The 23,371-nt window shown below is 37.8% G+C and carries 16 protein-coding genes and 3 pseudogenes; 12 read left to right on the forward strand and 7 right to left on the reverse strand.

The window, feature by feature from the left end; all coding sequences use genetic code 11:
• Positions 1–138 precede the first annotated feature (138 nt).
• Together GN217_RS15490 and GN217_RS15495 are read right to left on the reverse strand one after the other, a co-directional pair.
• The gene (locus GN217_RS15490) at positions 139–1,599 is read right to left on the reverse strand and encodes an APC family permease (protein WP_156857560.1); all 1,461 of its coding nucleotides are present in this window, start codon (positions 1,597–1,599) and stop codon (positions 139–141) included.
• Between the two features lie 139 nt (positions 1,600–1,738).
• Positions 1,739–4,201 carry a YheC/YheD family protein gene (locus GN217_RS15495; protein WP_156857561.1) on the reverse strand — a complete coding sequence of 821 codons (2,463 nt, stop codon included), beginning with the start codon at positions 4,199–4,201 and terminating at the stop codon, positions 1,739–1,741.
• Positions 4,202–4,554: 353 nt separating this feature from the next.
• Between GN217_RS15495 and GN217_RS19560 the strand changes: the two are divergent.
• From GN217_RS19560 to GN217_RS15535, 7 genes and pseudogenes are all read left to right on the forward strand, one after another.
• Positions 4,555–4,761: pseudogene (locus GN217_RS19560) on the forward strand (flagellin N-terminal helical domain-containing protein); the annotation flags it as partial.
• A 284-nt stretch (positions 4,762–5,045) separates the two neighbouring features.
• A pseudogene (locus GN217_RS15505) lies at positions 5,046–5,636 on the forward strand (flagellin N-terminal helical domain-containing protein); the annotation flags it as partial.
• A gap of 354 nt (positions 5,637–5,990) precedes the next feature.
• Positions 5,991–6,104: pseudogene (locus GN217_RS15510) on the forward strand (flagellin); the annotation flags it as partial.
• 2,167 nt (positions 6,105–8,271) lie between these two features.
• Entirely contained in the window at positions 8,272–9,597 is a 1,326-nt protein-coding gene (locus GN217_RS15520; RefSeq protein ID WP_156857564.1) for a Dyp-type peroxidase, read from the forward strand.
• A gap of 25 nt (positions 9,598–9,622) precedes the next feature.
• Positions 9,623–10,132: a hypothetical protein gene (locus tag GN217_RS15525; protein ID WP_156857565.1), complete on the forward strand. Its 510-nt coding sequence runs from the start codon at positions 9,623–9,625 to the stop codon at positions 10,130–10,132.
• 41 nt (positions 10,133–10,173) lie between these two features.
• Positions 10,174–11,097: a catalase family peroxidase gene (locus tag GN217_RS15530; protein ID WP_156857566.1), complete on the forward strand. Its 924-nt coding sequence runs from the start codon at positions 10,174–10,176 to the stop codon at positions 11,095–11,097.
• Between the two features lie 263 nt (positions 11,098–11,360).
• Entirely contained in the window at positions 11,361–12,221 is an 861-nt protein-coding gene (locus GN217_RS15535; protein ID WP_156857567.1) for a hypothetical protein, read from the forward strand.
• 276 nt (positions 12,222–12,497) lie between these two features.
• Here the strand turns inward: GN217_RS15535 and GN217_RS15540 are convergent, their stop codons facing one another.
• The 3 genes from GN217_RS15540 to GN217_RS15550 form a co-directional block, all read right to left on the reverse strand.
• Positions 12,498–13,682, reverse strand: a complete 1,185-nt coding sequence (locus tag GN217_RS15540; protein WP_156857568.1) for a spr1629 family repressor/antitoxin — start codon at positions 13,680–13,682, stop codon at positions 12,498–12,500.
• A 17-nt stretch (positions 13,683–13,699) separates the two neighbouring features.
• Positions 13,700–14,443, reverse strand: coding sequence for a spr1630 family ClpXP-sensitive toxin (locus GN217_RS15545; RefSeq protein ID WP_156857569.1), 744 nt, complete (start codon positions 14,441–14,443; stop codon positions 13,700–13,702).
• Between the two features lie 492 nt (positions 14,444–14,935).
• Positions 14,936–15,517: a Uma2 family endonuclease gene (locus GN217_RS15550; RefSeq protein WP_370459809.1), complete on the reverse strand. Its 582-nt coding sequence runs from the start codon at positions 15,515–15,517 to the stop codon at positions 14,936–14,938.
• A 458-nt stretch (positions 15,518–15,975) separates the two neighbouring features.
• On the opposite strand from GN217_RS15550, the gene GN217_RS15555 reads away from it, so the two are divergent.
• The 4 genes from GN217_RS15555 to GN217_RS15565 all read left to right on the forward strand — a co-directional run bounded on the left by GN217_RS15555 (position 15,976) and on the right by GN217_RS15565 (position 19,034).
• Complete coding sequence (locus GN217_RS15555) at positions 15,976–16,566, forward strand: Uma2 family endonuclease (RefSeq protein WP_156857570.1); 591 nt, start codon at positions 15,976–15,978, stop codon at positions 16,564–16,566.
• Between the two features lie 72 nt (positions 16,567–16,638).
• The gene (locus GN217_RS19270) at positions 16,639–16,764 is read left to right on the forward strand and encodes a hypothetical protein (protein WP_255454413.1); all 126 of its coding nucleotides are present in this window, start codon (positions 16,639–16,641) and stop codon (positions 16,762–16,764) included.
• Entirely contained in the window at positions 16,752–16,997 is a 246-nt protein-coding gene (locus tag GN217_RS15560; protein WP_232334463.1) for a hypothetical protein, read from the forward strand. The genes GN217_RS19270 and GN217_RS15560 overlap by 13 nt, the downstream gene beginning before the upstream one ends.
• A gap of 117 nt (positions 16,998–17,114) precedes the next feature.
• Entirely contained in the window at positions 17,115–19,034 is a 1,920-nt protein-coding gene (locus GN217_RS15565; RefSeq protein WP_156857578.1) for an SEC-C domain-containing protein, read from the forward strand.
• Positions 19,035–19,189: 155 nt separating this feature from the next.
• On the opposite strand, the gene GN217_RS15570 is transcribed toward GN217_RS15565, so the two are convergent.
• Entirely contained in the window at positions 19,190–19,825 is a 636-nt protein-coding gene (locus GN217_RS15570) for a TetR/AcrR family transcriptional regulator (protein WP_156857571.1), read from the reverse strand.
• 125 nt (positions 19,826–19,950) lie between these two features.
• Between GN217_RS15570 and GN217_RS15575 the strand changes: the two genes are divergently transcribed.
• A complete protein-coding gene (locus GN217_RS15575) occupies positions 19,951–22,179 on the forward strand; it encodes an MMPL family transporter (protein ID WP_156857572.1) in 2,229 nt (742 codons plus the stop codon).
• A gap of 347 nt (positions 22,180–22,526) precedes the next feature.
• Here the strand turns inward: GN217_RS15575 and GN217_RS15580 are convergent, their stop codons facing one another.
• Positions 22,527–22,892, reverse strand: a complete 366-nt coding sequence (locus GN217_RS15580; RefSeq protein ID WP_156857573.1) for a riboflavin kinase — start codon at positions 22,890–22,892, stop codon at positions 22,527–22,529.
• Between the last annotated feature and the right edge of the window lie 479 nt (positions 22,893–23,371).

Here is a 23,371-nt window from a genome sequence, read left to right on the forward strand (position 1 = left end):
TCATCAATGCAAATATTGCTTTGATGAGCTGCCTATTTTTTATGAAAAAGAGAGGGGAAGCAAGTTGAAATATTGTATAGAATGTGGGGTAAGTCAAAGTAAAACCCAACCAACACCAAGACCTGAATCTATTTAGGTTTATTGTTTATTCATCCCATCAGGAATTTCATCTCCTATAATAAGATATCGCAATTCTTCCTCGGGAATGGCGTTATATTCCTTTCGTTTAAAGAGATAGAAAACAAGTCCTAAAATAACCCATACACATAAAGCAATTCTAGATTCAATACCTAAAAATGCCGGGGAACTTGGAATTAATAATAATGATATAAAGATAATACTTGAAAAAGCCCCGATTAAAGCTAGGAACTTTTTAAAAGGTGCTACAAATTGCATTCCAGGTTTTGTTACTTGATTAGGAGACCATTTGAAAAGAGTATATGCTGTATAACAGGTGTAAAGATACGCAATAGATACCCCAATTGACGACATATCAACAATCCACAGCAATACCTCTCTTCCAAACCAAGGAGCGATTAGGGAAATAATAGATATAAATATAATGCCGATATAGGGCGTACCATACTTTGGATGTATTTTAGAAAAGGCAGCAGGAAGTACCTTTGCGCGAGACATGGCAAATAATAGCCGACTAGAAGATAGAATAAATCCATTTAGACCAGTAAAAATTCCCATACTTAATGCTGTTACTAAAATAATTGTACCTGATGTACCTAGTACATTCTTAATTGCCACCGCTGTACCCCAAGCATGAGGCTGACCGACAAACTCTACCCATGGTTCAGCCATCGCTGTAGTAAGTATCATTAAACTATAAAGTAGTGCGGCTGCAATTAAAGCAAAGATGATAAGACTGAAAGCTTTTTTAGATGAGAAATTAAATTCTTCGGCAGCTTGAGGTACATTGTCAAAGCCAACATATGCCCAAGGTGCAATTGCTACAATTGATATTATTGCAGCATAGCTTGAGATACCTGGGTTAAATAAAGGTTTTATATTTTCTAGTCCAGCCACAGGAGAAGCACTGACAAGAACTGTTAATAGCACTACGGCTAAAAGCATAATTATACAGAAAATAAATTGGATACTTCCTGTTAACCCAGTACCCTTTACATTCAAATACGAAAATAGGACAAGTGCAATTGTGGCAATAATTACTTCTGTAAAATAAACATCCCAGCCTGCAATTTCATACATTTTCATATTTTGTACAAAGCTAGGGAAAACGAATTTAAACATCAATGCTAAGGCAGAGGCATTTAAAGCGACAATACATATGTACCCTAGTGTTAGGAACCAGCCACTAATAAATGCATGGGTTCTTCCTAGACTTAAATATGCATAAGCAAATTCTCCACCGGAAACAGGAAATTTTCTAATTAGAAATCCATAACTTACTGCAATAAGCATCATAAGTAGGGATCCGATTGAAAAACCTATTATAACACCAAGTGGTCCAGCTTGTGCAATCCAATTAGTAGGTTGTACAAAAGCTCCCCAGCCGATGGAAGAGCCTAGTGCAATAGCCCATACCCAGTGTGGTTTTAATGTTTTTTTGAGTGTTGTTTTTTCTTCCATCATTACCCTCCAAGAAGTTACCGTGTTGAAAGTTCAGAATGCAGTTTTCTTTATTGTTGTATTATTCATTTTAAATAACCATAGGCAGAGAACAAAATCTTGTTTTCTGCCTAGTAGATGGACGCATTACTTTAAGATTCTATTTGTTCAAGATAAGTGATTCTGCGGAATTTATTGTTGACTTAGCAAGAGCTGTGTCATCATAAACAGTTTTAGGTCCATTTGGGTTGATTTCTATTAATTTCACTTCTTGGTTCTCGTCTATAGATAAGATAAGAGCAAGTTCATCTATTTGAGTTTCACTAAAGTCTTCCAATGCAGAAGCTGCATTAAAGGAGAATGTTTTTATTTTTTGTAGGAGTTTATCTACATTATCAGTGTTGTATAATGAGCTAATATGTTGAGTGAGATCTATTTGTTCGGTTTCGATTCTATTAGCTTCTGTATACTTTTCCACTTCTACATATTGAGTAACAGAATACCACTCATTTTTAGCATCTTTCATTAAATGAATATGAATCTCTTCGAAGATATTTTCCGATCTTTGTGTTCTTAAATCCTCACATACAATATACGCTTCTTTTTCTAATAAATCTTCAATATAATTCCTAAGTTCTATTTCTCGATATGTTTTTAACTGAGACCCTGACGAAACTAAATAATTTTTATCTTTTGTGGGTTGGATTGCAATAGCTGGTTTTACCATTATTTCAGGCTTCAATTGCACATTATTGTATTCCTCAATAAATTGAAATATGTGACGCAGTTTTTTAATAGGTTGAAAATCAGGTATTGATTTAAAGTTTCCTTTTAGACTGTCCAATATAGATGACTGTCTATTCGAATAAACGGCCCATTCGTTTGTAAAGGGTATGTCTTCCAATTCTTCATAAAGGAATGCTGATTCAGCTTTCCCTCTTATTTTCAAATAATCAATAATCATATCAGGGTATTCAACTATTTTTGTAGTCCACCTTTCATTATCAAGGAACTTACCTCTAATCAGTCCACTATCGTAATCAATATCTTTTGGTGTGAACTGAAATAATATCATATGATTTAACTTTGCAAACTTATCCAGTTCAAGTACAAACTTATGCTCTGTTTGTTTACCAATTAATAGACCGATAATTTTTTGGTTATCGGCAGGTCTGTAAAGGATATCTGTCATTTTAGCTTGGAATTGTCCTTTTGTTATTGCAGCTTGTGTTCTGGGGTCTGTATACATGATGCCATTCTCCGCAATGTATTTAGCATAAGCAATTGTATTTACTGCTCTTTTTTCTTCATGATATGCTGTTTGCGGACCGTTATTAGCTTCGTGCATCCAAATACGACCAGTGTCATCAATTGCAAAGTCAAGACCTAATTCATCCAACGCTAGACCATATAATTTATCAAGATGAGAGGAGACATCAATGGAAAGTTTAAGGATTTTTTCTTCATATAATGCTCCTTGTTTCTCACCGTATTGTTCCCTTAGAAATACTGGGAAATCTTCCACTCTTCCTTCTGTACTAATATTACTCAAGTTTGTTTTTTTATTACCGATACGTGGATAGATGTGTGTTAATTGCCACTTACCTTCACCATTCTTCTGGACATGGGCACGAAAATGATAAGGCTCATCATCTTTTGTTCGAGTATGAATGTATTTTTGAATAATATAGCTGCCTTTTTCTTTTAAAATGATATCGTAAATCCATTGGTTGAAGTCAGATGAGTTTAGAATCATCTCTTTTTTCTGGTCTAAAATAACAAAACGAGTACTTTTTTTCGTAACAAAATATATATTCTCCCCGCGGTTACTTCCTAATGCCTTAAATACTACACGGTTATGTTTTTCTAAAAAACGGTATGTAGTAGATTCGTTGATACAAACGGTAAACGGAACTAATAGTTCGGCGAATTTGCGATATTTCAACATCCGTTTTGGTAATGTATATTTATTACCAACGTGAAAACTTGTGAATGGGATAACTCGTCTTAATTTACGCTCTGTATGAGTTTGTCTTCCTACACCTACATTATTTATGACATCAGGGAAAGGAACAGTAACACGTACCCAATTATTACTCTGATAGGTATCCGCGTGTATTTGATTATTTTCAAAATCTACATCTTGTGAACTAAAGAAATATAATACGGAATTTTGTTTTACACTTTCACTAACCATTGCATTAATACGTTCTTTTGGATAAAACTTAAGGGGACTTGCCCAACTATTAAACACACCGATTGAAATCTCTTTTTCTTTTTGCTGATTACCAAATTTGTTTATAAATATTTGCCTTATATTTATAAATTGCGGTCGTAGTGAAAATTGAATGATTTCCATGACTTTTATAAAGTTTTGTTCCTCGAGTTCATTTGCAATCATAAGCAGGTATTTCTCCAGTTTGACTAGGTGATCAGAAAAAAGCTTTTTGTTTTTTCCATTAAGTATAAGGATAATAGATTGTGAGCCTTCAACTATTGAACTGAAAATATAAACACTTTGATTCAATTCTTTCTTTTTAGCTAAAGCTGCAAAATGGTCCGTTGCTTCTATTAATGTATCTAAAATATTTTGTACTTGAAATAATTGCTTATCATATTTCATTAGTTACACCTCTAAGTCTTTTAACATTATTGAAAATCGATCATTCAATATTTTATATCGGATTATATCCTATCAAAGTTAAGTTGAAATAATAGGCAGGTCGTTAAAGAAAAAAATTTTGTATTTTTATTAAACAATCTAAAATACTTGCCGATATAAGAAACAGAACAGCAGGAAAGAGATACAGCTATGGCCATTCAACCTGTTCATAGGTAGAAATTTCGGCTGTGAATTACTCCTGACAGTTCTAATTAAATAGGTAATAATTTCACAAAATGTGAAGTTATTATAGATCAGCAAGCTCACAAGGATGTGGCTTGCTAGACAATAAAATACATGGAGGTAGATTGAACATGATTATCAATCACAATATTTCAGCTCTTAACGCACATCGCCAATTAGGAGCAAACCAAGGTGCAGTACAAAATTCATTGGAGAAGCTTTCTTCAGGTCTTCGTATTAACAAAGCTGGAGATGACGCAGCTGGTCTTGCAATTTCTGAGAAAATGCGTGCTCAAATCCAAGGATTAGAAATGGCGGGTAAAAACGCTCAAGACGGTAAACTAGAAATGCCGCTCTAAGTAGTAATGCTTAGATGATAACCCCGTGAATTCGGTAGAACCCCAAACCAAACAAGCAGTGTGGATGGTGGGCAATACCGAGCCAAGCCTAGTGAATTGTACGGATGAGTGTAGCTAGGAAGGTGTAACGATCAGGTAGTGAGGATACATACCAATAACTTACCCACGAGCGCGGGGCATCCTTTAGAGGATGAAGATATGATCTGAACTTTATGGAAACATAAAGAGGTAGCGGATTAAATGCCACTACGATAACAAATTTGATTTCTCTAATCCAAACTGCAGAAGGTGCATTGAGTGAGACTCATTCAATTCTTCAAAGAATGCGTGAATTGACAGTTCAAGCAGGAAACACTGGTACACAAGATTCAGATGATTTACAATCAATTCAAGATGAAATTAATGCATTGATGGAAGAATTAGGTGGAATTGAAGGAGCAAGTAAAGGTATCTCAGATCGTACTCAGTTTAACGGTAAAGACTTACTAACCGGTGATTATGCTGATACGGAATTAGTTTTCCAAATTGGTGCTAATGGAGGACAACAGTTAAGTGTTAATATTAATGATATGTCAGCAAAAGGGTTAGGATTAACTGATGGTACTGCTGAAGGTAGTTTAATCGATGTAACTGAATTTGTAACTGAAGGTTCGGAAGGCGTACTCGAAGCAGATACGGAAGCATACGATGAGCAATTAGCACTTATTGATTCCGCTATTAAAAACGTTTCAACTCAGCGTTCTAAATTAGGTGCTGTTCAAAACCGTCTAGATCACACAATCAATAACTTAGGGGCATCTCAAGAAAACTTAACTGCAGCAGAATCACGTATCCGTGACGTTGATTATGCCGAAGCTGCTTAATGCAGAATGAGGCACAGTCGTCCTAACTGGGAACGGTTAGCGATTATTACTGGGTGAATTGCTGGAAAACCCTTAGAGCTTGTCTTACTACAACGTAACTGGAAACAGTAGACGTGAAGGTTCGAAAAAAGACAAGATTGGGCAATCAGCAGCCAAGCTCCTGTGAGGAAACTCTGGAGAAGGTTCAACGACTAGAATAGACCACCTAATGCTAATGCAATGGTGATGAAATTCGTAGGTGAAAGATGGAGCCGCAAACCCATCTGAATCCGAAGTGCCCAGCCCCTACTAAAATTAGAGGGTGAAGATATAGTCTAGTCATTTGTTAAAGCAAATGTTCGCACGATGGCGAAAGAAATGATGGAGTTCACTAAGAACAATATCCTTTCACAAGCGGCACAAAGTATGTTAGCTCAGTCTCAACAAATGCCTCAGGGAGTATTACAACTCTTACAGTAATTGTTGAGAAGGGCGTCTAATCTGGTAACGGGTTAGAGAATAACTGGGTGAATTGCTGGAAGTTCCTAAAGTGTTTTGTACCACAACGCAGTCGGAAACGACAAACGTGAAGGTCGAAAATCAAAACAATGTAACAATGGATAATCAGCAGCCAAGCGCCTAAGGTGAAAACCTGGCGAAGGTTCAACGACTAGAATGCACTGCCTAACAGCAAAGCTTAAGGCAATGAGATTCGTAGGGTGATTGCAATCAATCATTCGAAGTGCCCAGCCCCTTATGAATATAAGGGTGAAGATATAGTCTATTCTATGATCGAAAGGCATAGCGGCGAAGCAAGCCAACCAACAACCACAAGGTGTTTTACAGTTATTACAATAATTTTTCAAATTAAAAGAGACTCTAGTTTTGGCTGGAGTCTCTTTTTACTTAGAACATTTTTGAAAGAGCCCTTTCGATAAAAATAGGGGAAGTAAATTTACATAAATGATTTGTACAATATCCGAATAAAAATAAAATAGTGGCATTCCCTTTTATTTTACTATTGCATAGTCTACAATTGATTTCTTCATTATTCTCACCGCCTTTTTTCGCAAAAATATATTTTCATACATATTACACTTACAAGTTATGTGCTATTGGTCAGAATCTATAGATGTAGAGCTAAATGCTAAGTATATTTAGTCAATTTCTCCTGTAATTTTAATATATTAAGAGATATTTGATTTATACTACGCTAAGCAATTGAAATGTTGATTTTAATAGTATTAATCGTGTTAAATACACTAGTAAATATATATTATAATCCGGAATCAATTATATAGCCCTAATTCCTATTGCTGGAATTAGGGCTTATTTGAATTTGGAGAGGAAAAGTAAACTATTATGATTATCATGCGGAAATACAATTATTTCAACCTCTTTATTTTTTAGGTCATCGGGTGAATCCATCACCTTGTATAAGATTTCACTGTTTGCAATTTTTCTAAACACAGTCATCGCATGTCTCTCCATTCAATTAAATGATTAACAACAAACTAAAAAGAGATTTGCAGTACTGGAAGAATAGTTGTTAACAATATCTCTGGGAGAATACGCGGTTGCAGTAGTTAAGGAGTCAGCGTACCTGAGTTATTCTTAAATTTAGCTTACTTAAGGACAGTATACCTCGTTTTGTAAAGCCTTACAATAGAGTATAATACTATAATAGTGATAGTCATTCATAGCAACAAAATATGATAGCCAATTCAAATGAAAAATGGTAATATTAACCTAGCAACTACATAAGTAGGATGGGCGGTGACCATTTCCCTGAGAAGGGAGGTGGTAAGATGGTGACATATCTAGAATTAATTAAATTATTAATTGATTTTGGAAGTTTCATTGTAGTATCGTTAGGAACAATCGTAGCGATAATTGCGATTATTGTCACCAATAAAAATAAGTAACCGCCCTCCCGAGCCATAGGATAAGGCGGTTACTTATTCACTTGATTAATAGGTCACCGTAAATCTTACGGCATGTAGTTGCAATAGATCGGGTGTTGACGCACCTGAGCTTTTATTATTATATGTCTTTCTTAAGATTAGTATACCTTGTTTTGAAATGTCTTTCAATAAATAAATAGTATTTTAAAATGAAAGGGCATTACATTTCTGTTTCGAATGAGGTTATACACTAATTAACTTTGGTATTTTTTTGTAATGTCGTTAGCAACTATTATACAAAATTACATTAGTTCGTAATTGGTCAAGGAACCTGATCCACCGTCCTAAACCCTTTCCTTAAAAATATTCTTCAAATCTATGTTCAGCTTAGGAAAAATTCCAGTAGTTACGCTCTCCTTCTGCTCATAAATCCCTGCTTGATGTATCCCACAGTTCATAAACTTCAACAAACATATTAGCGGTCAACAATTCAGTATTCTTTTACTCCCACTTTCTCATAACTGTTGAATTTATTCCAGCGATCAATACGGACAGTTGATTGGGAGAACACTTCAATTATGTTTTTTTGAAATAAATTACACTAAGAACTCCTATCTTTTGATACAGACCACTCACTCTTTCTTTTGTTTTAAAATAAATATTCAAGGGCATTCAGGGGCATACTTAAGACATAGCGAAAAAGTAGGCTTTATCGCGCTAAATTAACGACGAGGAGAAGATCTATGGCGAGTCTTGACTATGATGACATACAAGGAATCCTACTGCAGGAGCGCCCTGAAAAGTATGTTGGTATGTATTTACTCTTACAAATAGATGATCCAAAGAGCGGACGTAGTGTTCTAAAAAAACTCCTTCCTGAAATCACCTCTGCCAATCGTTGGGAAAAACCATCGGATGGGGCTTGGGTTAATGGTGCCTTGACCTATAAAGGTCTGGAAAAGCTCGGTGTTCCAAAAGAGTCTTTGGAAAGTTTTCCGGCTGAATTCAGGGAAGGCATGTCTTCACGAGCTGAAAAGCTGGGAGATTACAACGAAAGTGCACCCGAAAACTGGGAAGATTATTTTGAAGAAGAACGGTTGCATTTAGCGATTGCTATTTTCTCACCCGATGAGGAGCGGTTGAAGGAAGCTCTGGACCGTGCGAGAAAGGTATACGATGAGTTGGATGGAATTACGCTGCTGTACGAATTTAGCGTCAGTTCACCGGAAAATGGGCTGTCCCATATGGGGTTTACGGAGGGGATCAGCAACCCGGCAATTGAAGGAAATGAGCTGCATCCGCCATTAAAAGGTGAGACCCCTCTCAAGGCGGGAGAATTCATCATCGGAAAAGAAAATGAAAAAGGGAATATCGAGGAGGGTCCGACTCCGAACATACTTGGGAATAATGGCAGTTATATGGCGCTGCGGAAAATTCATTTGCGGGTCGCGGCCTTTCGCTCGTACTTGCACGAAAAAGGAGAAACTGATGAAGAGCGTGAATTACTTGCGGCAAAAATGGTCGGCAGGTGGCCAAGCGGAACTCCTCTTTCCTTGTCACCGGATAAGGACGATCCAAAACTTGCACTGGACGAGAATGTACGGAATGATTTCCTGTACAAAGACGATCCGAAAGGGCTCAAATGCCCTTTGAGCTCCCATGTTAGAAGAGCTAATCCGCGGGATAGCCTGGAGGACTCAATTGCAGATGTAAATATTCATCGTCTGCTCCGGCGCTCTACCATGTATGGTCCGCCCCTTCCTGAAGGTGAGCTTGCAGACGATGGGGAAGATAGAGGACTAATCTTTGCAGGGATTTGCACCTCGCTCTCCCGCCAATATGAATTCATCAAATCAACCTGGCTGAATGACGGCAATTTCATTGAACTGTCTGAAGAAGACCCTATTACAGGCAACAAAGCCGGTGAAGGTATGTATACCATCCCGGAGGAGCCATTCCGTAAAAGAATGCACGGAATTCCTGCTTTCTCTGTAACAAAAGGAGGATCATATTTCTTTATTCCCAGTATTTCTGCATTAAAATGGATTTCTGAGTTGGGTGAAAAATAATTTATTATTTCGGAGGTTAACAACAATGACAAATGAAAACAACGAGAACAAACAAAATCAAGCAATTGAGATGGAAACTGCAGGTCGGGTCGGCTTGCGACTGGGTAAAGTCTCAGAACTGACCGTCATCGCTCCTTTGAAAGAAGGCGGTGCTGAACGTCTGCGAAAAAAACTTTCAAATAATCCGGACCAAATGGAAGTTATGGCCCGAATAGCAACTGTTCATGACATGCGCTGGGTGATTTTTGATGATGACAAGCGGTTGTTGTTCGCGACCGCCTATGATGGTGACTGGGATGCTTATATTGACGATTTCGGCACGAAGATTCCGGAGCTACTCGACCATTTCTTTTCGGAAGTTGTAGATTATCCGGGAATCAATGATCCGACAATCAAAGACTTTATTGCCAAGCATCAAGTGACTGCTACTGGCTGGTATTGTGCGTACCCTAACTCTACTGTACGTGACATTTGGCGCGGCGAACGCAGTTTGAAAGCCTTCAACGACCTGATTGATGCCGTGCAGGGTTATTAAGACCACCTTGACAGCTAAAGTATATAAAAGAGGAGATCCCCATGACTAATCACAAACAGAAACCATTAACCGAAGATGCCATCGATACGCTTGAAAAAATAGCGGGTACATTCCCTTCGGCTCGCCGGGCGCATGCAAAAGGACAAGTGTATGACGCGAAGTTTGTACCGAATGGAAATGCCGTGCCCTATACGACGGCACCCCATCTACAGAAAGAAGAAGTGTCCGCAACTGTCCGTTTTTCAAACAGTTCTACGAATCCGACGGCAGCTGACATTCTGTCCCCAGTAAAAGGGATGGCCGTTAAATTCAACTTGCCAGATGGCGGGCACAATGATTTGATCGGTGTATCGATTCCTCTCTTCCCTGCTGAGAGTCCGGAAGATTTTATCGAAATGATTAAAATACTGACCGACGATAAAACGGACAAAAGGATGGCACTCAAAAATCTGCTTACTCGCTACCCAGACAGTAAGGAAGCTCTGCTGAAAGTAAAGGAACTAAAAAGTCATCCGCCTGCCAGTTTTTCGGAACTGTCCTATTATCCGCTGCACGCTTTCTACTTTGTAAATAAAGAAGGAATGAAGCAGCCAGTCCGGTACGAGTGGCATCCGATGCTCGATAAGCATACACTCACCAGCAGAGAAGCTAAGGAGACATCCCATGATTACTTGATGGAAGAACTGGATGATCGACTGACAAGAGGCCCCATCTCATTTGATTTGATCATTCAGCTGGGTGAGGAGGGGGATCCGATTGATGATCCTTCGAAGTCTTGGCCAGAAGCAAGGACGAAAATTTCAATCGGACGGCTTTCCGTAATCAGCAAACAGACTGGAACACCAGAGAATCTATTGTTTGATCCCACCGTTGTAAGTTCTGGAATTGAACTTTCCGGCGACCCATTCCTGAAATTCCGTCATGAAGCGTACGCCGTCTCTCTCGACCGACGGACCAACGGCTGATTTAGATTGCACGGTTAACGGTCTGATCACAAGATAAAAACGAGCCACCACTTTATTGAAAGTGGCAGCTCTTTTTTTTAGGTACTTGTGTATGAAGCAATCGTACTGATTATCGTACTGATTAATTATACTGTTTCAGACTGAAAGTTGAGTTATAATAAAACAAACAAATAGTTTCCCATTTTGTACAAGGCAATTTTTAAATAATTAACAACGCATACAAACACAAGAAAAAACCCGCCTCTTACAGAAAGGAAATCATTATGAAAATACAAAAAGTATATAAAAAAGGAGACAGCCAAATTAACGAGGACTCTTGTGTAGTAAATGAAGCTGCACAAGTATTTGCGGCTATTGACGGGGCTACTGGCCTGTTTGGCGCACCGGGCTATCTCGCTTCTCAGACCTTACAAGAGGGTCTGTCAAAAATGACCGAAAGCAGCAGTCTCTACCAATCTATTCAACAAGCTAATGAGAGACTTGGTACCAAAATGGTTGATTATTATGAAACAAATATCGGAAAACTGGCAAGCCCTGTTATCACGGAAATACCTAAAAGTCAGCGAAGTACAGCAGGAATTGCTGCAGTAAAAATTCATCCAGAAAGAAAAAATCTTGAGTATGTGCATGCTGGTGACTGTATGCTGTTTCTTAGATATAAAACTGGCGAAATTCGAAGTGTGACCTACGATGGAATCCATTACTTTGATGATTTAGCCATTAAAGAGATGGTTCGCCTTCGGGAGGAAGATCCACCAATCAGCCAGCAAGAAATCCAACAATCTGTAAATGCTATTTTACTCAGTAATAAAGAAAAACTTAATACAAACGAGGGTTACGGTATCATCGACGGCAGTGAAGAAGCGCTTGAATATATTTCCTATGGCAGACTGCCGCTTCATAAAGTTACAGATCTTCTGCTTGTCAGCGACGGATTGCTTTTACCTACAGATGGAACTGAGACGGATATATGGATGGAAACTGCTAAGCTAGTTTTTGAACACGGGCTTCATTCATTGGTAGCAGCGGTTGAAAGACGAGAGGAATGGGATGCGGATTGCGAGATGTATCCGCGTTTTAAACAGAGGGATGATAAGACAGGGATTTTATTAAAGTTCGAATAGGTCATATTCAGTTGTGATTGATATGGAAGGTTGGCAGGACTTGCTTGCTAATGAAATTTTATCAATAAAAGTAAGAAATAACCGCCTTTCCGAACCAATGGATAAGGCGGTTATTTCTTATGCTTAGGAGTTTGGATAGCTAGTCCTTTAGTATTAAATCACCTATTCGACACTTTCCCATTCATGATTATCATTTACAACGGCGGGTATGCTAACTTTACCAAAATATAAAGCGGAGATAGAAGTCTTTACACCTTGCCCCTCGGCTTACATCCCTTACAGTATTCCATTCTCCTGCACAACAAAATCATACACTTTCGGATGTTCCGCTTTTATCATATACTTTTCAAAAAACTCTTGCTCCACATCAAGCAAACTAGCTAACGACTTCAGCTCGAATTTTAAATAACCCAATACATCCTCCACCGACCGTACGTCCTTTTCAAATATAGCTTCGAACGAACTTCTGATTTTACCGGGTTTCATTATAACAATTTCATCATCAAGAGGTTCCATCAGCTTATAATTCTTCCGGTTCAATGAAGCATTAAAGTATCTGTATTGTTGATAGGTCATCTGATTAAGGGAGTAAGCGTGGTAAGCCATAGCGGCGATTGAAACTTTCCACTTTTTCTTGAGATCGCTGTAGGCATCGGGATTAGAAATTTTACTCACTGTTTTTAAATCGCTCAGGAACTCTTCTTTTGGTAAAAGAAAGTGTCTTGCAAACGTATTTGCTTCTTTTTCGATTGTGCTATATTCTTTATTGTTTAAATCAGTGATGTCCATTTTGTAATGTAAGAGCAAATGTCCTAATTCATGTGCTAAATCGAAGTTTCGTCTTACCGCAGTTTTTTTAATATTTCCAAGGATAATATAAGGAATACCACCGCTTGACCAGGTGCTGCATGCGTCAACAGTATACCCGAATGATTTTTCGAAAATAAAGGCTCCACTCTTCTCAATTAAAAATAGAAGGTCTTCATTGTGCTGGTCGCTCAACCCAATCGAGCTCCTTGCGTATGAAGCGATATGCTCGATTATTTCATCCATTTCTAAATAACCAGCGTTTTTACTTTTGTAGTTAACGGCATAGTCTTTTATTGCCTTTATTTGATTTGGTGGAAACGTAATAATAGAACTTAAATAATTCGTTACATAATTAAGAAATTCCAAATAAACCGTTTCCGATTTTGTTTTCTGCCTGCTATTACGTACGGTTGAGCGATATGCGATTTGTTGTTCATTTATTTCATTAGAAAGGTTAAGATTTGAATAAAAATACTTTGGCTGGACGTTGAAATATGTCCTCATTTTATTAATGACTTGTAAACTGGGGGAGATATACCCATTTTCATACTGCCAGATGGACTGTTCTGTTAGATCTAACTCTTCAGCTAGTTGTTTTCTCGATAGTCCGCGGAGTAATCGAATGTTGGTTAAGGAATCACCAACAAACATGTTGCATTCCTCCTTTATTATTCTGTGTCACTAGCTTTATCTTTGTCTTCAACTACTATATCATAATCACCAATGGTTATTTGTGTATCAATTTCTTTATCATCCCTAATTCCTGCAAAATCTTCATCCGTAAATTCTATATCGATTATATCAATAAATCTCGTCAATGAATCAACCCGGTGCAATTTAAAAGTATCTGGATGGGGGAGGCATAAAGAAATATCGGAAATCATTTTTTGTTCATCAAGTGTATAGGTAACAACATAAAAACGGTCAATTTGGTCTTCTAGTTCTTCTATTTCACTTTCAATCAAGTCGGGAACAACTTGAATCTGATCATACAATCTAAACAAATCTAATTGCTCACTAACAGTTGTTTTGCTGGAAAAATTGATTTTTCCATTGAATTTTCTTGCCATTTGTTCGAGGTAGTTGTCCTCCCGATTAGCTCTTTTTTTGGTTACATTCCTTTTGATTGCAGCCCCGTTTTTAATTAAAAAGAGCACTTTATCGTTAATATTTTGAAATTGTAAATATCCCCATGAATAACCTGCCTTTGAGGGGATATAGTTGATGCCTAAGTTTTTTGTCTCCATTGCTACATAGTGGTCAATATGATTTCCTTGAACCCATGCATATGCACTGCTGATAATAAGTTCTTTTTTCTTTTGAATACGCTCATTTAAGTAACTTTTATATCCTCTCATGATTCCCTTTACAATACTTGCACTCATTTCATCTGTAAATTTATACTCATCCATCGGTTTCTCCCTCCCCCTTATATTAAATTTATTATAAACAAAAATGTTATTAAAGTAAATCTATAAAAGGTGGAGAAAAATTAAAGTGATAGCATATACAATATTTACTTTTGCAAAGTTGGATGCAATGTATTACAGTGTATTAAATTATTGTCATCAATAAAATAAGTAACCGCTCTTCCCAGTTAAAGGATAAGGCGGTTACTTATTCGCAATTTAAAATAGGTCACCGTATATCTTACGGCATGTAGTTGCAACTGCTCGGGTGTAGACGCACCTGAGCTATTATTATATATCTTTCTTAAGGTTAGTTTACCTCGTTTTGAAATGCCTTTCAATAAATAATATTATAAATTGAAGGGTACTACATTTTTTTTCGAATGTGGTCATACACTAATTAACGTTGGTATTTTTCTTCTAATGTCGTTAGCAACTATTATTATAAATTACATTAGACCGTAATTGGTCAAGGAACCTACCTGATCCACCGTCCTAAACCCTTTCCTTAAAAATATTTTTCAAATCTATTTTCAACTCAGGAAAAATTCCCACTGTTATGCTCTCCTCTTGCTCATAGATTCCCGCTTGATGAAAGGATGTATCCCGAAGTTTATAAACTTCAACAAACATATTAGCTGGGTCAACAATCCAGTATTCTTTTACTCCCGCCTTCTCATAACTGTTGAATTTGATCCAGCGATCAATACGGGCTGTTGAGGGGGATAATACTTCAATTACGAAATCAGGGGCGCCGACAATATTCGTATCTTTTATTTTCTTTCGATCACATATAACAAATAAATCAGGCTGTACCCAGTCGAAAATGTTTTCTTTTTTTGTTGTTTCTGTGGCAAATAGGCAAACGTCCATTGGAGCTGAAAAAGCTATGCATTCTTTCCCACGAAGAAACATTTTGAATTCAGCGGTCAATTCAGCAACGACATCTTGATGTTTTGGTGTAGGAGAAGGAAGGGACATATTGAGAATCTCGCCGGCAATAACCTCGTAGGTTTCTTCCTTTTCTAAAATATAATCGGCGTAGGAATGTTTCTTATTATCCAATGTCATACTCATTATCGCTCCTTAAATTTATGTGAGACGCGGTAAAATAGAAACAAATATTTCTGGAATTGTTAGTTGTCTTTGCCTATAGTTAATGGCAGTATACCCTGTTTTGTAATGCCTTTCAATAAATAAAGTTATGAGGTCAGCCACCTGCCACGCTCTTCAAGCGTTTGTAACACTAAGAACCAAACGAAGGGAAAACAGATCATACACATTCAACGGTTGTATCTCCATTTATACTTCTCAAAAATCTCTCGCACCCCATCATGTAAGCCAACTAACACTTTTACTTAAATTTTATTAACCTAATATACCCTCAACGGATCTGTGTTTATTGCAGGGTATAAGTGGAATGCATTACAATGAATACATAATGAACGATTTGCTTTTAAAAACTTCTATCTAAAATACACCTCTATCTACGTGAGGCTTTTTTCCTGTCATATCTTCTAAAAGGATGTGAAAATATGCAATCGAAAAAGAAAAAAAATGTCATCCGCGAGGAGCCGCTAACCTATGACGATTATGCAAGCCTTGCTGATGATGGTGTGCAGTATGAATTAGCTGATGGGATACTTCAAGCTATGACGCCAGCGCCTCATCCCATTCATCAATTAGTTAGCCAAGAGATAGCATATCAATTAAGGCAAGGCTGTCAAAATGAATATATTCTCTTCGTAGCGCCAATAGATTTAATTCTCTCTAAGCATGAAGTGAGGCAGCCAGACTTACTTCTGATACACACAAGGAAATCAGAATTTGTTACCAATCGTGGAATTGAAGGGAGTCCAGACTTAGTTGTTGAGATTTTATCACCTTCATCTATGAAACGCGATAGAAAGGACAAGTTAGATACCTATGCAAAATATAACATACCTGAATATTGGCTTATTGATCCCGTTCAGAAGTTCTTAGAACAATATATTTTAAACGAAGCAATCTATGAATTAAATGAAGTTTACATGCATGATGAAACAATAAAATCATCTCATATCAAGTGTGCAGCATTTTCTATGGATACTATTTTTAATGAGATTCCGGATTTTCCCAATCTGTAATTAAACTAATTTATCTGTGGTTGCAGTGTGAGAATACAGGGATGTAACCTCAATCAATAAGGAGTGAAAGTCATGAATTTAACAAAAAACGAAAAGCTGGCAATATTAAGAGCGGCGGATGAACTGATCGCGACAGGTGGAAGAAATCTTCTTTCCAAAATCTTAAAGGATCCCGCGAGAAAAAAGTGCTTGAATTAGAATTGGATAAATCACCTGTCTATGGTTATTTTCAATCCGAAACAATCGCAGCGATAACGGAAAAAGTAGATTGGATGATTGAGCATGATTTTCTTGAAATATTTTATTCAGATAAGCTACCGATGATTGTATATACGGACCGGGGCTGGCAAATTGAAGCAAATCAGCGAGCGGATGAATTTTTACTAGCAACCATAAGGAGGAGAAATGAATGGATGATCGTGAAGTTTTGAGGAATTTGATGTGAAAGCACTCAAAATGTATCAAGTTATCTTCCCCTAAATCTCTTGAAATCCCTGCAATTAATCTTCATAATACAAAGAAAGACCCCAAAAATGAGGTGAAGGCTGATGAAGAATATCGGAAGAAACGATCCATGTCCCTGTGGGAGCGGCAAGAAATATAAAAAATGTCATGGTGCTTCAAATGTGATCGAAATTAGTCCAGAACGGTATAATGCTGAATTGGAACGCCTTCATATAGGTTTATTAGAATTTGCCACGCACAACTATTCATATTTTATAGAAAAAGAATTAGATGAAATACTAGAAGAGTATAAGGAACTACAAGTAGCGGATGATGGAGAGAAAGAAGTTTTTTCATCCATTCTCCGTGCTTGGATTATTCTCCATGCACCAATACAAAATGGTAAAACGATTTTTGATTTATATTATATGGAACAAAAGTGGAAAATTAGTAATGAAAGGGTAAGGAGAACTTTTGCATCATGGTCGGGAACGGTTCCTTCGATTTATGAGGTACTCTCGAATACAGAAGACGAAATAGAAATTAAAGATTTGCGTTCCCAAGAAACGTACAAACTTATAGGAGCAGGGGATGAAGAAAGAGATTTTTTAGAGGGAAGTTATCTAATGGGCTTCTTGCTTCCTTATATTCAGTTGTATGATTTCTTTATGATGATACCAGAGTTCACCGATACGACTCCAGAAGCTCTGGAAATGATCCAAACATGGAGTGAAGAGGAAATCATAAATAACTACCCTGATGTATTAGCTGCATTCATTGAATTTGAAACAGTTACCGGTGAGCTCGAATGGGATTATCCACCCTATGAAATGGTTGCAGAGCTTTTCGCAAGACATATGGAACAAAAGGAAGCACCTCAAATTGTGATTTCAACTGGGATAGTACTCTGGAAGTACTTTACAGAATTGGAACAGCCCATGTTTACAAAGGTAGGATCTTATGCTGGGGCATTAGAGTATGTTATTCAGCGTGAAATTCTTGGGATTGAATTGGATAGCCAAAAGGAATTGGCGGAAGAGTACGGGATAAGTGTTACGACATTATCTAAAAATGCAAAGAAATTGAAAGAGCTATTAGAAGAACAGATCACTGAAGCAGCGGAGAACATAAAAGCGGACTTACCTCATGATCTGGACGACCTTCTGGATCCAGAAATAATGGAGAGTTTTATGGATGAAGTTGAAAGCCTTCTAGAGGAACAGGAGTTTGAATCAGAAGAAGAAGCGGAGGCCTTTGTCGATCAGTTGCTGGAAAGTGTTGGGTTATTTGATCCTATTTTAGAGACACCTAGAGATCTCGCTGAAGAAAAACTGGCTGAAGCAATTCAAACGAGCGGAAAGGCCCGGAAGAAACTTATTGACGAAGCGTTAGCAATTGATCCGGATTTTTCCGATGCATATTTAATGAAAGCGGAAGATACAAGCTCAACTAATGAAAAATATCAGCTTTATTCCTATGCGCTCTCCCTTGCTGAAAAAGAGTTAGATAAAGAATATTTTCATGAAGATAAAGGACATTTCTGGGGAATTACGGAAACTCGTCCCTTTATGAGGGCAAAGGCAGGACTTGCTATGTTCCTTGATGAATATGGCGATAAGACGAAAGCTCAAGAGCATTATGAACAATTACTTGAATTAAACCCAAATGATAATCAGGGAATCAGATATTATCTATTGCGATTATATCTTGAACTTGGAGATTATGAATCTGCTTGGAAGCTAGTCACTGAATATAAGGATGATGCGTCTGTAGAATTTGCTTTCAACAATGTGTTGCTGCATTATTTCCGAGATGGAATCACAGCAAAAACAAAGAAACTATTGAAACAAGCAATGAAGCAGAACCCGTTTGTCAAATATTTTTTAACTGGTCAAACAAAGCTTCGGACGAAGAGAGACAAAGTGGCAAATATCCAAGACATGGAAGCGAATGCCTATGTTCTGGATAACATTGCCTTGTGGCAACAAGCTGGGGAGCTGATTGAAGCGATTAAAAAAATGTAGTCTACTTTTCAGTGGAGAAGATCATGGAACTTAGATAGTCCCGCTCACGTTATTTTATACAAGCAGAATAATCTTAGAATATGAAAATGATGAAGCCCAAGTGTTGGTGCACTTGGGCTTTATTTAAGTTATATATCATCCGGGAGGCAAATTAATCAGGAACTTGAAGCTCCTCTAGAAATCCCACTCCAATAAAAATCCACAATTTCTCTAGCTAAATCATCCGTGGAAGAAAAGGTACGTTTAAAATCTTCATCCATTGAATTCCTGACGGTTAATAAGTTCACAAAAATCAAAGTTGCAAGCCGTGTATTCGTCTTGGGGATCTCGCCTTGTTTCATTGCTGTAGCTAATGCAGTTTCAAGTTCTTTGTATAAAGCCTCTTCAGTTTCTTCCATCTGTTCAAGCTGCTCTCTGGACAGGGAAAGTTTTGCTTCTCTCATGAATACATTAATATCAATGTCCACTGTTGCTTGCAGATGACCCTTCGCAAAATGAAATAATTTAGTTTTGAACGGTTCATTTGTCGTCAAGATAGCGGCAGATTTTTCTTTGATGTTGGTCATTAATTGCACCATGGCAGCGGTGAACAAATCTGTTTTTGTTTTATAGTAATAATAAACGGTCGCTTTTGTAACATTACAGCTTTCCGCTACATCATCCATGGAAATGGACGGAAACCCATTTTCCAAAAATAGCGTTGTTGCCGTATGTAATATGATATCTTTTGTTGCGACCGCACCTTGTTCCTTGCGCGGACGACCTAGGGAACGGTGTTGTTTCTTTTCCATTATTCATCCAACTCCAGCGTGTTTTTCGTGACAATATTATAACATACAAAAATACTGCTTGATTAATTAACTATCCAGTATATATAATTATAAAAGGATTTTATTTTTCAGGGAAGGGATTTGAAATAGTGAAGAATTTCCTTAAAAGCTGGGGTGGCCTCGTTGCGAGTTCGAAAACGCGTTGGCTGACCATTTTTATTTGGATTTTACTTATTGGTATATTTTCATTTATTTGGCCGCAAGTAAATGATGAGGAAACGACAGATCAGCAGTTGTTACCAGATGATATGATGTCGGTTCAGGCCAAGGAAATTGTGGAACGGGAATTTGCTGATGACTCGGGTACACCGTTATTGCTCGTCTGGTACAAGGATGGTGGACTTGAGCTGGAAGATGTTGAAATGATTCAGGAGATTTATAAGGAGTTGGACGCTGAACCGTTATTTAAACAGAAAATGATCCCGCCATTTTCGGAAATTCCTGTTGAAGCATTACTTGGAAGCGTTTCTGAAGACGGGGAGGCATTGACTACACCGGTCTTTTTCGAAAATGGAACAACAACAGATGAATTTAAGTCGATATTGGAAGATTTACGCACACTGATTGAAGACGGAGCGAATGAGGAAATTACACAAAAAGAATTGGATGAATCGGGTCTTCATGTACGTTTTTCCGGTCCTGTCGGGATTCAGACGGATACGGTATCCTTATTCAGTAATGCTGATTTTACGTTACTGCTTGGGACGGTAATTATTGTATTTGCCCTACTCATTATTTTATATCGTTCACCTATTCTTGCACTTGTTCCACTTGTTACGGTGGGCATTGCTTACGGGGTCATCAGTCCATTGCTCGGATTTTTAGCGGGGAAAGGTTGGATTGAAGTTGATGCACAGGCGATCTCGATTATGACGGTTCTCCTATTCGGAGCGGGAACCGATTACTGTTTATTCCTAATATCACGTTACCGCGATGAATTGCGCCATGAAAGGGATAAATATACAGCGTTAAAAAATGCGATGAGTGGAGTCGGTGGAGCGATAATGATGAGTTCGTCCTCGACGGTGATTGGTCTATTATCGCTCGCGCTTGGAGTCTATGCTTCTTATCATCGTTTTGCAATCCCGTTCAGTTTATCGATTTTCATTATGGGGATTGCTGCACTTAGTATTCTTCCAGCAATCTTGGCATTGATTGGCCGCTTTGCGTTCATTCCATTTGTTCCCCGGCCGGAGGAAATGATTCAGGAGTTGGAAGAAAAGAAAGGGAAGAAACTGCGCAGATCGAAAGAAACGAATAAATTCGGTAAAAAAATTGGGGAAGTGGTCACCAACCGCCCGTGGACGGTCATTCTAATTACACTTATTGTTCTTGGTGGATTGGCTGCGTTTGTACCGAGAATTCAATATACGTATGCATTGCTTGATTCATTCCCGGATGACATGCCGTCAAAAGAAGGGTTCACGATGATTTCTGAGCACTATCCACCTGGTGAAATAGCGCCGATTGAAGTAATCGTCGATACGGACGGAGAGGAGATTGATTTAAAAGAAGAATTGGAGGACCATCCATTCGTGGAAGCTGTATCTGATTTGGAAGTAGGGGAGGAAAACAGCGAAATAAAGAAATGGGAAGTCATCCTTTCTATTGATCCATATTCGGCAGAAGCTGTGGAGAGCATTCCTGAGATCAAGGAAATTGCCGCAAATGCATTAGGCGGTGCCGATGATTCTGTGTGGATTGGCGGGGAAACAGCAACTCTTTATGATACGGATCAGGCGACTAGCCGGGATCAGTCAGTTATCATGCCGGTGTTATTACTAATTCTTGCCGTTATGCTTATGATTTTCTTACGTTCCATCGTTGCAATGGCGTACCTATTATTCACCGTTATCATTTCATATGCATCGGCTCTCGGACTAGGTTGGATTGTGCTGCATTATATTTTTGATGTATCCGCAATTCAGGGACTAATTCCACTTTATTCGTTTGTATTTCTTGTCGCATTAGGAATCGACTATAATATTTTCCTCGTATCGAGCTTATGGGATTACAGAAAGACTTTCCCATTAAAAGATGCGATATCTAAAAGTGTAGCAATTACAGGGAGTGTTATCAGTTCAGCAGGTTTAATTCTTGCCGGAACTTTTGCAGTACTCGCCACAATGCCATTCGACGTTCTCGTGCACTTCGGTACAATTACAGCGATTGGAATTTTGCTTGATACGTTTATTGTAAGGCCGCTGCTTGTACCAGCAATCACCTCTGTCCTTGGCAGAATTTCTTTCTGGCCAGGTAAGCTATGGAAACTGAAAGGTGATGAAACATTGTATAAACGTTCTAAAAATGAATAGTTTTTATTACAAATGATGATACATTCGGGTGCTTAGCGCACTCGAATTAATAAAATGAGGATCTTTAGGTCCTCATTTTTGGCATCTTATAAATGAGAAAGAAACTGAAGTGATAGAGATTAGGACCGAGATTTATTAGGTATGAACCCCGGTTGGATGGAGTGACGATATATACATTATTCCTATATGTGTCAGCCAGCCAGTGAGTGATAGCAAATTGACGCTGAAATGGGAAGTAATGTGTATATAGCGGCAAACTTTAATCATTGTTACTATCACATGTTTGCCCGGAAGTAGGGAAACGGAGTAAAAGACCAGAGAGTTATAGTAGATAGCTGCAAGACATGTTACAAACTTATAGCTGCCGGAAACGCTTCGTTTTGTCGTTTTTGTTTTGTTGAAGGAATAACATAATTATTCCAAGAAAGTAAGACGTTACAAGCTTGAAGTCGCTGTTCAAAATTATGAATATATACTTTCACTCTTTTATTGTTTCCCTCTGTTGGTGTAGTTACAATGGAAGCAACTGCTTCATACCAAACACCTGAAATTTTAATTGAAATTGGATGGTAACCTGTTGCAGGTAACGGGATATCCGGATGGATATTTATGTCCGCAATTTGATAGTCCAAAAACCTTGAACGAATATTTTCGTGTGTAATCGCACCTTGTGTTTGGTACAGACATGAAATCGTTGTGTTAAAGTTGTCCATGTTTTCGCTCCTTTCATGTATGCACTATTTGTGAAGAAAATCACTTAGTATTATCATTATATATAAAATTGCGCAATAATGCAAGGGCTTTCATTGGGGGAGGTTGGAAGGTAGTTTGCGTTATCATATAAGCTGTATTTTTTAATCTAGAAGTTGTAAAGGGTGCTGAATAGTTTTATAGAAGAATTGTCAGAATATATGTGTGCTTGTAATTTTTTTATGTGTTTGATTTAAATTTTCATAAGGTAAATGGGGAAAGTATTATATTGTATTATTCGTAGTGGTAAATAGGTCGGTGTTACATAGGGTTAGAAGAAAAGTATAAAACTCATATGAATTTTAATAATAGAATGGAGCATTCCTGTAATGAAGAAATTTGAGGTTTGAACAAAAAAGAGCCTCTCTGGTATAGTACTGGGTGTCAATGCGCATTGACCCCTAAATTAAAACATACCAAGGAGAGGACTCACCATGAATTA

Origin of the sequence: Oceanobacillus sp. AG (assembly GCF_009746545.1) — a bacterium.
In the GTDB taxonomy this organism is placed as follows: Bacteria; Bacillota; Bacilli; order Bacillales; family Amphibacillaceae; genus Oceanobacillus; species Oceanobacillus indicireducens.